Annotated in this window: 14 protein-coding genes and 2 pseudogenes; 11 read left to right on the forward strand and 5 right to left on the reverse strand. The window is 62.3% G+C overall.

The genetic code is table 11. The features are described 5' to 3' along the window. The first annotated feature begins 32 nt into the window (after positions 1-32). The 4 genes and pseudogenes from rluD to AB5Y93_RS10340 all read left to right on the forward strand — a co-directional run. A complete protein-coding gene (rluD, locus tag AB5Y93_RS10325; protein ID WP_010675991.1) occupies positions 33-1,013 on the forward strand; it encodes a 23S rRNA pseudouridine(1911/1915/1917) synthase RluD in 981 nt (326 codons plus the stop codon). A 119-nt stretch (positions 1,014-1,132) separates the two neighbouring features. Then, entirely contained in the window at positions 1,133-1,870 is a 738-nt protein-coding gene (gene pgeF, locus AB5Y93_RS10330) for a peptidoglycan editing factor PgeF (protein ID WP_368229283.1), read from the forward strand. Positions 1,871-2,120: 250 nt separating this feature from the next. Beyond that, positions 2,121-4,694, forward strand: a complete 2,574-nt coding sequence (gene clpB / locus AB5Y93_RS10335; RefSeq protein ID WP_039039623.1) for an ATP-dependent chaperone ClpB — start codon at positions 2,121-2,123, stop codon at positions 4,692-4,694. 60 nt (positions 4,695-4,754) lie between these two features. Continuing rightward, positions 4,755-4,844 (forward strand): annotated as a pseudogene (locus AB5Y93_RS10340) (MBL fold metallo-hydrolase); the annotation flags it as partial. 83 nt (positions 4,845-4,927) lie between these two features. Here the strand turns inward: AB5Y93_RS10340 and AB5Y93_RS10345 are convergent. Further along, the gene (locus AB5Y93_RS10345) at positions 4,928-5,164 is read right to left on the reverse strand and encodes a hypothetical protein (protein WP_368229284.1); all 237 of its coding nucleotides are present in this window, start codon (positions 5,162-5,164) and stop codon (positions 4,928-4,930) included. A gap of 177 nt (positions 5,165-5,341) precedes the next feature. Here AB5Y93_RS10345 and AB5Y93_RS10350 point away from each other — a divergent pair. After that, positions 5,342-5,671 (forward strand): annotated as a pseudogene (locus AB5Y93_RS10350) (MBL fold metallo-hydrolase); the annotation flags it as partial. 227 nt (positions 5,672-5,898) lie between these two features. Here the strand turns inward: AB5Y93_RS10350 and asnA are convergent. Further along, positions 5,899-6,891, reverse strand: a complete 993-nt coding sequence (gene asnA, locus AB5Y93_RS10355; protein WP_316287083.1) for an aspartate--ammonia ligase — start codon at positions 6,889-6,891, stop codon at positions 5,899-5,901. Positions 6,892-7,045: 154 nt separating this feature from the next. Between asnA and asnC the strand changes: the two genes are divergently transcribed. Further along, on the forward strand, positions 7,046-7,507 hold the full coding sequence (asnC, locus tag AB5Y93_RS10360; protein ID WP_010675986.1) for a transcriptional regulator AsnC: 462 nt from the start codon (positions 7,046-7,048) through the stop codon (positions 7,505-7,507). 101 nt (positions 7,508-7,608) lie between these two features. Here the strand turns inward: asnC and AB5Y93_RS10365 are convergent, their stop codons facing one another. Together AB5Y93_RS10365 and AB5Y93_RS10370 are read right to left on the reverse strand one after the other, a co-directional pair. Further along, a complete protein-coding gene (locus AB5Y93_RS10365) occupies positions 7,609-8,373 on the reverse strand; it encodes an ABC transporter substrate-binding protein (RefSeq protein ID WP_039039620.1) in 765 nt (254 codons plus the stop codon). A 249-nt stretch (positions 8,374-8,622) separates the two neighbouring features. Then, complete coding sequence (locus tag AB5Y93_RS10370) at positions 8,623-9,027, reverse strand: CBS domain-containing protein (protein WP_029314862.1); 405 nt, start codon at positions 9,025-9,027, stop codon at positions 8,623-8,625. Positions 9,028-9,186: 159 nt separating this feature from the next. On the opposite strand from AB5Y93_RS10370, the gene AB5Y93_RS10375 reads away from it, so the two are divergent. Continuing rightward, positions 9,187-9,891 (forward strand): SDR family oxidoreductase, encoded by a 705-nt coding sequence (locus AB5Y93_RS10375; RefSeq protein WP_039039618.1) that lies wholly within the window; start codon positions 9,187-9,189, stop codon positions 9,889-9,891. Positions 9,892-9,949: 58 nt separating this feature from the next. Here AB5Y93_RS10375 and folK read toward each other — a convergent pair whose 3' ends face one another. Further along, entirely contained in the window at positions 9,950-10,495 is a 546-nt protein-coding gene (folK, locus tag AB5Y93_RS10380) for a 2-amino-4-hydroxy-6-hydroxymethyldihydropteridine diphosphokinase (protein WP_042864786.1), read from the reverse strand. Between the two features lie 137 nt (positions 10,496-10,632). Between folK and AB5Y93_RS10385 the strand changes: the two genes are divergently transcribed. The 4 genes from AB5Y93_RS10385 (at position 10,633) to AB5Y93_RS10400 (ending at position 14,178) form a co-directional block, all read left to right on the forward strand. Next, positions 10,633-10,713 carry a YnhF family membrane protein gene (locus AB5Y93_RS10385; RefSeq protein WP_223302605.1) on the forward strand — a complete coding sequence of 27 codons (81 nt, stop codon included), beginning with the start codon at positions 10,633-10,635 and terminating at the stop codon, positions 10,711-10,713. Between the two features lie 102 nt (positions 10,714-10,815). Next, the gene (locus tag AB5Y93_RS10390; protein ID WP_045522797.1) at positions 10,816-12,228 is read left to right on the forward strand and encodes a sensor histidine kinase KdpD; all 1,413 of its coding nucleotides are present in this window, start codon (positions 10,816-10,818) and stop codon (positions 12,226-12,228) included. 105 nt (positions 12,229-12,333) lie between these two features. Beyond that, the gene (locus AB5Y93_RS10395) at positions 12,334-12,843 is read left to right on the forward strand and encodes a hypothetical protein (protein ID WP_368229285.1); all 510 of its coding nucleotides are present in this window, start codon (positions 12,334-12,336) and stop codon (positions 12,841-12,843) included. Between the two features lie 54 nt (positions 12,844-12,897). Beyond that, positions 12,898-14,178 (forward strand): sigma 54-interacting transcriptional regulator, encoded by a 1,281-nt coding sequence (locus tag AB5Y93_RS10400; RefSeq protein ID WP_041211929.1) that lies wholly within the window; start codon positions 12,898-12,900, stop codon positions 14,176-14,178. Positions 14,179-14,205 lie beyond the last annotated feature (27 nt).

The raw sequence follows: 14,205 nt of genomic DNA on the forward strand, positions 1-14,205 counted from the left end.
TCGAATTGATACCCCCGCTCAAGAGACCATACATGAGCCAGCATATTGAACTGACAGGCGAATTTCAGGATCACCAATTCGGGCAACGACTCGACCAGGCCCTGGCCGAATTGTTTCCCGACTACTCCCGGACCCGCATCAAGGAGTGGATTTTACAGGACAGAGTGACCCTGGACGGTCAGGTTGCCAATACCCCGCGCGAGAAAGTGGTGGCCGGGCAGCAGGTACATGTGAATGTGGAACTGGCAGACGACACCCGCTGGGATGCCCAGAACATCGAGCTGAACATCGTTTATGAAGATGAACACATCCTGGTGATCGACAAGCCGGCCGGTCTGGTGGTTCATCCGGGCGCCGGTACGCCGGACGGCACCGTGCTCAACGCCCTGCTGCACCGCTACCCCGGCATCGCCGAGGTCCCCCGCGCCGGTATCGTGCACCGTCTGGACAAAGACACCACGGGGTTGATGGTGGTGGCCAAGACCATTCCCGCCCAGACCCACCTGGTGGAAGCCCTTCAGGCACGCCAGATCACCCGTGAGTACGAGGCGATTGCCATCGGTCACATGACCGCCGGCGGCACCGTCGATGCCCCCATCGGTCGTCACCCGACCCAGCGTACCCACATGGCAGTGGTGCCCAACGGGCGCGAGTCCGTCACCCACTACCGGGTGCACGAGAAGTTCCGTGGTCACACCCGTCTGCGGTTGCGGCTGGAGACCGGCCGTACCCACCAGATCCGTGTCCACATGGCCCACATCAAGCATCCGCTGGTGGGGGATCCCGCCTACGGCGGTCGTCTGCGTCTGCTGCGCAACGCCACCCCCGAACTGACCGAGGCCCTGCGCGGTTTCCACCGTCAGGCGCTGCACGCCACCATGCTGAAGCTGGCGCACCCCATCACGGGTGAAGTGATGGAGTGGCACTCCCCCACGCCGCAGGACATGGTGGCGCTGATGGAAGTGCTGCGGGCGGATACCCTGGCCAATCCGGACGATCTGGTCTGGAACTGATCCCGGGGGCGGCCTTGCGACGATTCCTGCCGTAACCTGCCCTCCATGATCTGATGCGGGGCCCCTTGACTGGTTGCAGCCAAGGGGCCCCGTTTTCATATGAACGAAAGGAGCCACAGATGAACTGGATCGCACCCGACTGGCCCGCACCGGGCAATGTCAGGGCTCTCTCGACCACTCGGGACGGCGGCATCAGCGAAGGGGTCTTTGCCGGCCTGAACCTCGGGGCCCATGTGGGCGATGCACAGGCCAGGGTCGAGGCCAACCGCGCCCGACTGCAGCAGGTGGCGGGGATCCCCGGCACTCTCAACTGGCTCAACCAGGTACATGGCATCGCCGTCCATCCGGTGAGCGACCGTTATGAGCGCGTACCGGATGCCGATGCCGCCTGTGCCCGTGAGGCGGGGCAGGCCTGCATCGTGATGACTGCCGACTGCCTGCCGGTGCTGTTCTGCGATCGGGCAGGCACCGTAGTGGCGGCGGCCCATGCCGGCTGGCGCGGACTGCAGGGGGGCGTATTGGAGGCAAGCATCGCCGCCATGGGCTGCGAGCCTGGCGAGATCCTGGCCTGGCTGGGCCCGGCCATCGGTCCCGCCGCGTTCGAAGTGGGTGGCGAGGTGCGCGATGCCTTCATGGCGGAGCAGGCGGAAGCGGCGACTGCATTCGTGCCATCCCTCAACGAAGGGAAATGGCTGGCGGATATCTATCAGCTGGCCCGACTGCGCCTCGCCCGCGCCGGCGTCACCGCCATCTATGGCGGCGAATACTGCACCTTCAGCGACAGCGAGCGCTTCTACTCCTATCGCCGCGACGGGCAGACGGGTCGCATGGCCTCCCTTGTGTGGCTGGAAAAATAGCCGAAGAGGCGCTCGCGAGTGGCCGCAAGCGCCTCTTCACTCCCTGGTGATGGCCCTTTGGCGGCCATGTCTTGCTGCCGAGCAGGCTCAGGGTACAGGCTGCCATTGCGAGGTCGTTTTCCCTCGGTCATTGCTATTGAGGAAAAAATAAACAGCCACCCCTTGAAATTGCCCTTCAAGACCACATGTTCCTTGTCAGAAAGCGATGTTGTTGCCGCGCATGCGGCGTCTGTCTTGAAGGGGGAGTGCAATGCGCCTCGATCGCCTGACCAGCAAATTCCAGATTGCCATTTCCGATGCCCAGTCTCTTGCACTGGGTCGTGACCACCAATTCATCGAACCCGTCCATCTGATGAGCGCCTTGCTCAATCAGGACGGCGGATCCATTCGTCCGCTGCTCACCCTGACCGGGCTCGACATCAATACCCTGCGCTCGCGCCTCGGCGAGGAGCTGGATCGCCTGCCCCGCGTCAGCGGGGTGGAAGGGGACGTACAGCTCTCCAACGGCCTCGGCCGACTGCTCAACGTCTGCGACAAGCTGGCCCAGCAGCGCAAGGATCAGTTCATCTCGTCCGAGCTGTTCGTGCTGGCGGCCCTGGACGAGAAGGGGACGCTGGGCGAGCTGCTGCGTGCCCAGGGGCTGACCAAGGAAAAACTCGAGGCAGCCATCGACAAGGTCCGTGGCGGCAAGAAGGTGGAGGATGCCAACGCCGAGGAGAATCGCCAGGCGCTGGAGAAGTACACCATCGATCTCACCGAGCGGGCCGAACTCGGCAAGCTCGACCCGGTGATCGGCCGGGATGACGAAATTCGCCGCACCATCCAGGTGCTGCAACGCCGCACCAAGAACAACCCGGTCCTGATCGGTGCCCCCGGCGTCGGCAAGACCGCCATCGTCGAGGGGCTGGCCCAGCGCATCATCAATGGCGAAGTGCCGGAAGGGCTCAAGAACAAGCGGGTGCTGTCGCTCGACATGGGGGCCCTGGTGGCCGGTGCCAAGTATCGCGGCGAGTTCGAGGAGCGGCTCAAGGCGGTCCTGAACGATCTGGCCAAGGAGGAGGGCAGCGTCATCCTCTTCGTGGACGAGCTGCACACCATGGTCGGTGCCGGCAAGGGCGAGGGTGCCATGGATGCGGGCAACATGCTCAAGCCCGCCCTGGCCCGCGGCGAGCTGCACTGCGTCGGGGCCACCACCCTCGATGAGTACAGGCAGTACGTGGAGAAGGATGCCGCGCTGGAGCGCCGTTTCCAGAAGGTGCTGGTGGAGGAGCCCTCGGTGGAGGACACCATCGCCATCCTGCGTGGCCTGAAGGAGCGCTACGAGCTGCACCACCATGTGCAGATCACCGACCCCGCCATCGTCGCGGCGGCCCAGCTCTCCCACCGCTACATCGCGGATCGCCAGCTGCCTGACAAGGCCATCGACCTCATCGACGAGGCGGCGGCCAGCATCCGGCTCCAGATCGACTCCAAGCCGGAATCCCTGGACCGGCTCGAGCGGCGCATCATCCAGCTCAAGCTGGAGCAGCAGGCGCTGATGAAGGAGGACGATGACGCCAGCCGCAAGCGCCTCGATCTGCTCAATCAGGAGTTGACGGAAAAAGAACGGGAATACAACGAGCTGGAAGAGGTGTGGAAGGCCGAGAAGGCTGCCCTCGCCGGGACCCAGCACATCAAGGCTGCGCTGGAGCAGGCCCGTCAGGATCTCGAGGTGGCGCGCCGCGCAGGGGACTTGGGCCGCATGTCCGAGCTGCAGTACGGCCGCATCCCGGAGCTGGAGAAACAGCTGGATCTCGCCACCCAGGCCGAGATGCAGGAGACCAGCCTGCTGCGCAACCGGGTCACCGACGTGGAGATCGCCGACGTCCTGGCCCGCTGGACCGGCATTCCGGTGGCCCGCATGCTGGAAGGAGAACGGGAGAAGCTGCTGCGGATGGAGGATCAGCTGCACAGCCGGGTGATCGGCCAGGAAGAGGCGGTGGACGCCGTCTCCAACGCCATTCGCCGCTCTCGTGCCGGGCTGTCCGACCCGAACCGCCCCATCGGCTCCTTCCTCTTCCTCGGCCCCACCGGGGTGGGCAAGACCGAGCTGTGCAAGGCGCTGGCGGAGTTCCTGTTCGATACCCAGGACGCCATGGTGCGGATCGACATGTCCGAGTTCATGGAGAAACACAGCGTGGCCCGTCTGGTGGGGGCGCCTCCGGGATACGTGGGTTATGAAGAAGGCGGTTATCTGACCGAGGCGGTGCGTCGTCGCCCCTACTCGGTGATCCTGCTGGACGAGGTGGAGAAGGCGCATCCCGATGTCTTCAACATCCTGTTGCAGGTGCTAGACGATGGCCGCCTGACCGACGGTCAGGGGCGTACCGTGGACTTCCGCAACACGGTCGTCATCATGACCTCCAACCTCGGGTCTGATCTCATCCAGGAGCACCACTCCGAGAAGGATTACGACGAGATGAAGGCCATGCTGATGGAGGTGCTGACCCGCAGCTTCCGGCCGGAGTTCATCAACCGGATCGACGAGACCGTGGTGTTCCACCCCCTCGGTGAGGAGCACATCAAGTCCATCGCCCGCATCCAGCTCAAGAGCCTGATGAGCCGTCTGGAGTCCCAGGGCTTCGAGGTGGAGGTGAGCGAGGAGCTGCTGACCAAGCTGGTTCATGCCGGGTTCGATCCCGTCTACGGGGCGCGCCCCCTCAAGCGGGCGATCCAGCAGAAGGTGGAGAACCCGCTGGCCCAGGCCCTGCTCAGCGGTCGGGTCATCCCGGGCAAGACACTGCGGCTGGGGGCCGACAGCAACGGCCTCACCATGACCCAGTAATGGGATTGTCGATGAAAAACGCAGGCCTCGTGCCTGCGTTTTGTTTTCAGGGTGATTGAGATGCTGACGTTTTCCGTTTTGGTGGATGATGATGTTCATCTACCCGGCTGCCTGCCTGAAAAGGGACTGTCGTTGCTGTTGGAGTGCGATAGTCATGGTCTCACCATGAGTCAGTAAGAAGTAGCGCCATCAGATGATGGCGCTACTTCTATTACATCTATTTTAGATAACCATTATTTTTCGACTTTAACGTTCGCAGTCAAAATTGCTTGATTACCAGCAAAGCTCGCGTTGCTCCAGTCTTGCTCACCAGCCTTCGCTTTAAACCATTCTTTAACTGTTTCAGTAACATAAAGAGCATCTTCTCCATGCTCTTGATTGTAAAGCCCGAGAACACGATCTTTCTCTACAATTTCCATCGGATTATTTGGGGAACGATCATTTACGTCTGGAAACACATATCTAGCCATACGAAAAACTCCGAAAATTACAAATTAGAGTGTGCATTTTAAATGAAAAATAAAGATTCAAAAAGAGCCAAAATAAAAAATCAGAAAATTAAGGATTGCCGAGAGGAATGTATTCTATATGGCCTGAGAGGCGCTGAGTTTGTCGTAACTGGAGCTGATCTCTTCCTGCGCGGCGAGCGGGTGGAGAAAGACCTTATCAGTGGCGACTCGGCGCAGGCCTCCAAGAGTGAGCAGGGGCTTATCGTCTTTATCGGCTGCGGTCACGCCGGGGTCGAGAACATCCTCGAGCGGGCCAAGGAGGTGTGTGGCGACGAGCGGATACACGCCGTCATCGGCGGCCAGCATCTGAAGTTTTCCGGCCCGCAGCGGGCGGTGGCGCTCGGCACTTATCTGCAGGAGGAGGCGGTAGAGAAGCTGTTTGCCTGTCATTGCACCGGCAAACGGAAGGCGGTGCTGCCGCGGCAGCGCCAGATCGGGGCCGGTTTCGAGTACCGATTTCCTGCATAAAAAAACGGCAATCCGAAGATTGCCGGGAGGAATGTATTCGATGCGATCTGACGTGGGTTGAGCGGATCGCAGGGGCAAGCCCCAGGGTCGGCAGGCACAGTCAGCGACCATGCCCGCCTTACAGTCAGTCGGGATACGCTCTCCACCCCGGCTGACCAGCTTCGCTATCGCGTCTGTCCCGCGCCGTGTTGCCGCGATAGGAGGACAGATGCAATCAAATCAATTCGTTACAGCATGTCTGGGATGGCAGCCTTCATTTCAGATGGCCAGACGCCGACCTGGACCTGACCGATGTGCTCTTTTTGCAGCAGCAGCATGGCCAGACGGGATTGGCCGATGCCGCCGCCGATGGTCTGCGGCATCCGTGCAGCCAGCAGATCCTGGTGCCAGTCGTACTGCAGGCGATCCTCGTCCCCGGTGATGGCGAGCTGGCGGCGCAGCGCCTCGGCGTCGACCCGGATCCCCATGGAGGAGATCTCGAAGCTGTCCTGCAGTACCGGGTTCCACACCAGAATGTCACCATTCAGACCCGCCAGCCCCAGCTCGCTCTCGCTGCTCCAGTCGTCGTAGTCCGGGGCACGGACGTCGTGGCGTTCGCCGTGGGAGAGGGCGCCACCGATACCGATGAGGAAGACCGCACCCAGCTCTTTGGCGATGGCGCGCTCGCGTCCCTTGGCATCGAGGTCCGGGTAGCGGGTCAGCAGCTCTTCACTGTGCAGGAACTGGATATCCGCCGGCAGAAAGGGGGTCAGCTCATGCTCGGCACAGACCGCGCGCTCGGTGGCCTTGATGGCGGCCCAGATGCCGCGCACCGTCTCCTGCAGATAGGCCAGATCCCGGCGCTCGCCCGGCATCACCTTCTCCCAGTCCCACTGGTCGACGTAGACGGAGTGAATGGGGCTGAGACGATCCTCGTCCGGACGCAGTGCCTTCATGTGGGTGTAGATGCCTTCACCCGGGCCGAAACCGAAGCGACCCAGGGTCTGGCGCTTCCACTTGGCCAGGGAGTGGACCACCTCATAGCTGTGCTCCGGCAGGGTTTTCACCTTGACCTGCACTGCATGCTCGCAGCCGGAGAGGTTGTCCTGGGTGCCGTCACCGACCCGGCTCAGAATGGGGGCTTGTACCTCCATCAGGCCGAGTTGCAGTGCGAGTTGGCGGGAGAACATCTCTTTGACGAAGCTGATCTGCTGTTGGCTGCGGATGTAGTGCTGTTTCATGCTGAATTACCTGTCGTGAATCCGTTGAATGCGGTGATTCTTCAACAGAATGCCAACTAAATTCAATATTCGATAATTGAAATAGGCTTTGTGTGTTTTTTTCTTCAAAATAAGCCATCAATTAATGATGAATCATTAAAAGGAGCGCAAAAAAGTGTCAGAAAATTATCGGATCGATAATCTCGATCAGGCTATCCTCACCGCCCTGATGGAGAATGCGCGCCTGCCTTACGCCGAGCTGGCCAAACAACTGCTGGTGAGCCCGGGCACCATCCACGTGCGGGTAGAGAAGATGAAGCAGGCGGGCATCATCGAGGGAACGCGGGTGCAGGTGAACCCCAAGAAGCTGGGCTACGACGTCTGCTGCTTCATCGGGATCAACCTCAAGAGCGCCAAGGATTACCCGTCGGCCCTGGCCAAACTGCAGGCGCTGGACGAGGTGGTGGAGGCCTACTACACCACGGGCCACTACAGCATCTTCATGAAGGTGATGACCCGCTCCATCGACGAGTTGCAGACGGTACTGATCCACAAGATCCAGACCATCGACGAGATCCAGTCCACCGAGACGCTGATTTCGCTGCAAAACCCGATCCTGCGGGATGTGAAGCCCTGAGTCGGGTGGTCTGAGGGGGGCGTAGAGATCCCTCTCCCGTGCGAGACCCTGTTCGCGCAGCAGAATTCGACCCTGCGGGTGATGACACCCTGAACGGTGGATCAGGGTTCGATATAGGGGATGCCGTATTTGTCGTAGAGGGCTTTGAGCCGGCCGTCCCGCTTCATGTGCAGCAGTTCGGCATCATAGGCGGCCATCAGGGCCGGGGTGTCGGCATCGGCCCGGGAACGGGTCCAGACATTGAAGTAGGGACTGGTTTTGAGGGGTTTTGGCAGGTAGTCGAGCTTGCCTTCCAGTCCCTCCTCTCTTATCTGGGTGAAGGCGGTGACCAGGGACATGGGCACCACGTCGATGCGACCGGCGATGAGTTTGCGCAGTTGCAGCTGGTTGATGGGGATCTCCTGGAAGTGATAGCTCGGGTCTGTCATGGCCGCTGCGAGCTCGGGGGTATAGGAGAAATCCCGGGTGACACCGATACGCCAGGGTTTGAGATCCGTCAGATGGTCATAATGGATCCGGCCCGCGGACTCCTTGCGTATGAAGAAGTGCCAGCTATGGAGCATATGGGCCTGTTTGGGGTAGAGCAGATAGGCCTCCCGCTCCGGTTTGTAGGAGTGGGTCAGCAGCAGATCATAGAAGCCGCTTTCGGCATTGCGGGTGAGCCTGGCCCCCGAATCGATGAGCTCAATCCTGATGGGGGTATGGAGCGTGCCGAAGATGGCGGTGACGAGATCCACATCCAGCCCGCGAGGGTGTCCCTGTGCATCCAGCCACTTGAGAGGAGGCTCCAGGATGCCACCAATGACCAGCTCCCTGGCTGACAGCCAGCAGGGCAGCAGCAAGCAGAATACGAGCAAGCGTCGCACGTTACATCTCCTGAGCACTCGGGACGGGGTCGCATCCGGCAGGGACTGTGACCGGCACCTATCTAACTAGAGACGACCACGGATGGCAAACCCTGAAATGGGGAGGGGACAAACGAACGGTGCCGGTGGGAGGAGGGCGGCGCTGCCTCGACAGGCCGCCCCGTGGCAGAGTCGGGCGGGATGGACCAGCCACTCGCCGGCTGTGGGCGGGAGGGTGGCCGGCATGAAACGTGTGCGAGGTGGCCTGTCTCAGGTTGCCTGACACTGTTTCATTTGGGTGTTGAGGGCCTGCATCACCTGACGACGGCTGATGATGCCCGTCACCTTGCCTCCCTCCATTACCGGATAGACCTTGGGTCTGGCCCCGGCCATCTGGCGGGCGAGATCAACGATGTTGTCATCAGGAGAGACGAACAGCGGGGTCCGGCTCATCAGATCTTCGACCAGAGTACGGGTGTCGCAGTGATAGCTGCCCGTGAGCAGGGCGGGAATGCAATCCTGCTCGGAGAGAAATCCGACGAGGTGCTGATGGTCATCCAGTACCGGCAGGCCCCCCAGGTTTGCCCGATGGAGTCTGTCCAGCGCCTCGGCCAGACCGAGGCCGGGGTGCAGTGAGTGGGTCAATGGCTGCATATGATCGCGAATTTGTAGCATGATGGTGGCTCCATGGGGGTCGATGGGACCACTATGCCCGGTGGCCATGACAGGGGGCCAATGGGTTTTGCCTCGGACATCGATAGGTCATGGCCGATGAATGGGCCCTCCGTGCGATCCTGCATGGATCGGGGAGGGCGACAACCACAAGGAGAGGGTATGCGTGCATTGGTAACGGGCTGTGGCCGTCGCCTGGGATTCTATCTGTGCGAACAGCTGGTGGCCGCTGGCTGGCAGGTGACGGGCAGCTATCGCAGCGAACGGCCCGAGCTGGATCGTCTGCGAGACGTGGGCGTCGAGCTGGTACAGGCGGACTTCACCCGGGAAGAGGAGGTGGGCGCCGTGGTGACGGCGCTGGCGGCCCATGAGGATCTTGCCCTGATCATCCACAATGCCTCCGCCTTCGAGCCCCAGGCGGCGGATCCTGCGGTGCAGCTGGCCCAGTTTGATCAGTTCTACCGGGTACACATGGCGGCTCCCTTCCAGCTCAACCGGGCGCTGGCCCCCGCCCTTGCCCGCCAGCCCAACGGGGGCATCATCCACATCACCGATATCTACATCCATGCCCCGGCGCCCCAGTTTGCCGCCTACGTGGCCACCAAGGCGGGAGCCCATTCCCTGGCCATGAGCTTTGCCCGCGAACTGGCACCCGCCGTGCGGGTCAACACCATAGAGCCTGGCCCCATCCTGTTTCTCGACGAGCACGGGGATGACTGGCGCCAGCAGGTGCTGGCGAAGACGCCGCTGGCGCGGGAAGGGGGTCTGGAGCCCATCTGGCAGGCGGTACAGATGCTGATGAAGAACGACTACATGACCGGGGCCAGCATCCGGGTGGACGGGGGGCGCGCCCTCGCCGTCATCTAGGGCAAGGCGGGCCGCCATGACATGAGGCGCCTTTGGGCGCCTCATGTGTGTGAACGGCTCAAGGGTGCCGGATGGCGGCGTGCCGGGAAGGGGGGCCGGGGTGGCCGTTGCCGGGAAGCAGGGCCTCGTCTTGCTGGCAGAGATGGATGGGGGCCTGGCCGATGCGCTGCTTCGCAAACACCTTGCTGCCCGGCAGGCCGAGGGTCACCTTGCCGGAGTCCACACTGCCGCCCTGATACATCTCCGCCAGCAGATCCCCCAGGTAGGCATCCACCCCGGCCTCGGCGAAGTCATCCCGTTCGCCGCAGGCCAGTATGTCGATGTCCAGTGGCCTGTCCGCCACCTTGCACAGGGGGTTGTTGCGATCCCGACCATGGGCCAGCTCCATGGTGACAAACTCGGCCTTGAGCTGGACGGGAGAGAGGTCGCTCTGGACGACGAACAGGCAGTTGAGGAAGTCGTGGCGCGAATGCATGCCCACGGGCTTGGTCTGGATGACGGAACTCAGGTGAAGGCGACCAAAGCGGGCCAGCAATTCGGCGACGACCTGACTGACGTGCAGGGCGGGGTCGAGATTGGATCCAATGCTACAGAGGTAAAACATGCTTTCCATTCCTTGGGTTGGGCTCGTCTGAAATATATACGCAGCTCACGGTTATGGGATTCACTATGAATTAACATGTCGTTATCTGTTGTGATCCAACGCTGATTGGCAGAAAGGAGGTTTGCATGAGCGTAGAAATGAAATGGGCACTGTTGGCCGCGTCAGGGGCCCTTGCCATGATCATTGTCATCTGTGTGGCGTCCGTCGGCCTGGCGTGAATCCGGCCTCGGTGAGCAACCAAACCGGCTTTATGGCCGGTTTTGCTTTTTGGGGCAGTGCGGATATGCTGGCTCCCCCATGACGAATCGAGACCGCAGAAGATGACCAAGGTTCGGCCCCGCTCCCTGCTCCAGGTAGTACTGATGGGCTTCGTGCTGGTGCTGATGCCCCTGGGGGGCATGATCTGGCACGACAGTCAGGCTCTCTCCCACCTGGGCCAGCTCACCAGCGACGAGATGGAACGTGCGGTGCGGGACACTCGCCGGGCGACGCTGCTCTCCACTCAGGCCATCGATCTGGAGCGCACCCTGCGCCGCTATGCGGTCCTGGGTGATGACCGCATCCTGGCCAGCTATCGGCAGCAGCTGGTGCGCTACCGGGAACTGCTCGCGACCCATCAGGACTCCATTCCGGATGCCGAGGTCTACGGAGATCTCGAGGCGACGCTGGTCTGGCTCGATGGCCTGCAGGATCTGCGCAAGGCCAGGCAGGAGGCGACCAGCCCCCGTTTCACCGACTTCAACGAACTGAACCAGCAACTGGAAGTGGTCACCCGCAGCCAGGTGGATGATCACGTGACCCGCATGCGGGGCGCCATCGTGGAGCTGAAACAGCAGATCTGGTGGGTCAGCGGCTTCGTGGTCGGGCTCAGCCTGCTGCTGGTGTTGCTCTTTACCTACCTCATCATCCACCCGGTACGTCAGATTGAGTCGCGGATCCTGAGTCTGGGCGCAGGCGTCGAGCCGGATCAGCGCCCGGTGGATGGCCCGGCCGAACTGGTGCTGCTGGGGGAGCGGATCAGCTGGCTGCACGACAAGCTCAAGGAGCTGGAACAGCAGAAATACCAGTTCCTGCGCCACGTATCCCACGAGCTGAAAACCCCCCTTGCCGTGCTGCGGGAGGGGGCTGATCTGCTCTCGGAGCAGCTGGTGGGGCCCCTCAACGGGGATCAGCAGGAGATCTGCCAGATGCTGGAGGAGAACAGCCGCCGTCTGCAGACCCTGATCGAGCGGCTGCTCGACTTCAATCGCCTCAGCCAGCAGGAGGTGTTCACCCTGTCCGAGGTGCCCCTGGCGCCCTTGTTGTCAGACTTGTCCGAAGAGTACCGGCTCGCGCTGGAATCCAAGCAAATCAGTGTACACTTGCCGCCCGAGCCCATCAGCCTGCGGGCAGAGCCCTACCGCCTGCGACTCATCCTCGACAATCTCTTTTCCAACGCGGTCAGCTATGGCGCCAGGGGCGGACAGATCTGGATCCGCGCCGGGGCGGGAGCGGGCGGCGGCTGGCTGGAGGTGGCCAACGAAGGGCCTGTCATCCCGCCAGACGAACGGGAGCGCATCTTCGAGCCCTTTGAGCAGGGCAGCATAGTGCGCCAGGGATTGCTGAAAGGCTCCGGCATGGGCCTCTCCATTGCCCGTGAGTCTGCCATGAGTCTGGGCGGCGAGCTCAGGCTGATCGAGGATGCCCAGGCGGATGTCTGTTTCCGGCTGGATTTGAACGTGCGCCCGAGCTGACGGGCGTGGCGGCGACCCCGCAGGTGCGGGTGGCGCCTTGACACCGAATATTGAGAGGAGCGGGCAGGTGCCTGTTCCCCACCAGGATCTGAAGTGACATTCAAGATGAAACGATTTGTGATTCCCGTATTGATGATGGGCCTGCTCGCTGGCTGTTCCCTGCTGCCTTCTACCAGCCTCACCGAGCCTTCCCAGGAGGCGATCGCCAGGCGGATGGAGTTTGCCAACAAGGAGATGCAGGTGCGCCTGCAATACTCGGACTGGCTGCTGGCCAGCCATCCCCAGCAGCGGATGCAGGAGCGCCAGCGACTGGCCGGCGCCACCGACCTCGAGAGCCGGGTCAGCCTGGCCATGGTCAACACCCACCCGTCCGAATCGGTGGCCAGCCGCCGGGCCGGGCTGGATCAGCTGAAAGCTCTGTTGCCGGAGCTCGGTCTCGATGCCCAGGCCTTCCTGCGCAGCTGGATCGCCCTCGGGGAGGAGCTGCTGGTGCGAGACGGCCGCCGCGACGATCAGAGTCAGGAGGTGAAGCGTCTGCGCCAGCAGATAGAGCAGCTCTCCGCCATCGACGAGCAGCTCAACCAGCGTAAGCTCAATGGGGGAGGTCAGCCATGACAGCTCCGGACCGCGCCGCAATGACCGCGTTTTTCGCCAAGAGGGGGTGAGAGGATGAGCCGTATTCTGCTGGTGGACGATGATGCCAGCCTGCTCAAGCTGATGAGCATGCGCCTGCGCAGCCAGGGTTACGAGGTAGATACTGCCGACAGCGCCGAAGGAGCGCTGGACAGGCTGCGCCAGCAACGGGCCGACCTGGTGCTGAGCGATCTGCGCATGGGGGGCATGGACGGGCTGGCGCTGTTCGAGCGGATCCAGTCCCAGTGGCTCGGCATGCCGGTGATCATCATGACCGCCCACGGCACCATTCCCGACGCCATCCAGGCGACCCGCTCCGGGGTGTTCAGCTTCCTCACCAAGCCCATCGACAAGGACGAGCTGCTGGTCACCATAGAGCATGCTCTCAGCCTGACCCGTCCGAAGCAGCAGCAGGAGTGGCAGTCCCTCATCCAGACCCGTAACCCGCAGATGGAGCAATTGCTGATCCAGGCGAGCAGCATCGCCACCATGGACGTGCCCGTGCTGATCCTGGGTCCCTCCGGCGTCGGCAAGGGGGTGATGACCCAGGCGCTGCACCAGGCCAGCCACCGCCGCGACAAGCCGCTGCATACCATCAACTGTGCGGCTCTGCCCTGGCCCGCGCTGGACTTGCAGCTGTTTGGCGAGGATGGCCAGTCCGGCCTGTTTGCCGAGGCCAAAGGCGGCACCCTCTTCCTCGACGAGATAGGGGATCTGTCGGAGTCACTCCAGGCCAAGTTGCTCCAGGTGCTGGCGGAGTATGGTCAGGGTACCCCCGAGGTGCGGGTCATCAGCTCCAGCCATCAGGATCTGGTGACCGCCATGGAAGAGGGGCGTTTTCGCGAGGATCTCTTCTACCGCCTAAACGTGGCCAACATCACCCTGCCGCCTCTGAGCGCCCGCAGCGAGGACATCCCCCTGCTGGCCCGTCAGGCGCTGGACGATTACCGCAACCGTCACCCCGATTGCGCCGCCCTCGGCTTCTCGCCGGAGGCGCTGGCCCTGCTGGCCGCCGCGGCCTGGCCAGGCAACGTGCGCCAGCTCTGCGGGGTGGTGGAACAGCTCGCGAGCCTCTGCTGCAGCCCGGTGATAGGCGCGGCCATGGTGGAGTCGGCCCTGAGTGGCGGCGGTGGCGGCATTCCCTCGTTCAACGAGGCGCGGGCCGAGTTCGAGAAGGAGTATCTGATCCGGCTGCTGCGCACCACGGAGGGGAACGTGACCCTGGCGGCCAACATGGCGGGGAGAAACCGCACCGACTTCTACAAGCTATTGAATCGGCACGGCATCGAGGCGGCAAATTTCAAGTCGAAGGGATAAATGACAGAGGGGCGGCCCGTCGATGAC

The organism is Aeromonas sp. R10-1 (assembly GCF_040908465.1).
Lineage (GTDB): Bacteria > Pseudomonadota > Gammaproteobacteria > Enterobacterales > Aeromonadaceae > Aeromonas > Aeromonas caviae.

Bases quoted from the DNA above. Each gene is read 5' to 3' on its own strand.
- AB5Y93_RS10390 (WP_045522797.1), top strand. From the start codon at position 10,816: ATGACCAAGGTTCGGCCCCGCTCCCTGCTCCAGGTAGTACTGATGGGC.
- AB5Y93_RS10395 (WP_368229285.1), top strand. From the start codon at position 12,334: ATGAAACGATTTGTGATTCCCGTATTGATGATGGGCCTGCTCGCTGGC.
- AB5Y93_RS10370 (WP_029314862.1), bottom strand. From the start codon at position 9,027: ATGCTACAAATTCGCGATCATATGCAGCCATTGACCCACTCACTGCAC.
- AB5Y93_RS10345 (WP_368229284.1), bottom strand. From the start codon at position 5,164: ATGGCTAGATATGTGTTTCCAGACGTAAATGATCGTTCCCCAAATAAT.
- rluD (WP_010675991.1), top strand. From the start codon at position 33: ATGAGCCAGCATATTGAACTGACAGGCGAATTTCAGGATCACCAATTC.
- folK (WP_042864786.1), bottom strand. From the start codon at position 10,495: ATGTTTTACCTCTGTAGCATTGGATCCAATCTCGACCCCGCCCTGCAC.
- AB5Y93_RS10400 (WP_041211929.1), top strand. From the start codon at position 12,898: ATGAGCCGTATTCTGCTGGTGGACGATGATGCCAGCCTGCTCAAGCTG.
- pgeF (WP_368229283.1), top strand. From the start codon at position 1,133: ATGAACTGGATCGCACCCGACTGGCCCGCACCGGGCAATGTCAGGGCT.
- AB5Y93_RS10375 (WP_039039618.1), top strand. From the start codon at position 9,187: ATGCGTGCATTGGTAACGGGCTGTGGCCGTCGCCTGGGATTCTATCTG.
- AB5Y93_RS10385 (WP_223302605.1), top strand. From the start codon at position 10,633: ATGAAATGGGCACTGTTGGCCGCGTCAGGGGCCCTTGCCATGATCATT.
- clpB (WP_039039623.1), top strand. From the start codon at position 2,121: ATGCGCCTCGATCGCCTGACCAGCAAATTCCAGATTGCCATTTCCGAT.
- asnA (WP_316287083.1), bottom strand. From the start codon at position 6,891: ATGAAACAGCACTACATCCGCAGCCAACAGCAGATCAGCTTCGTCAAA.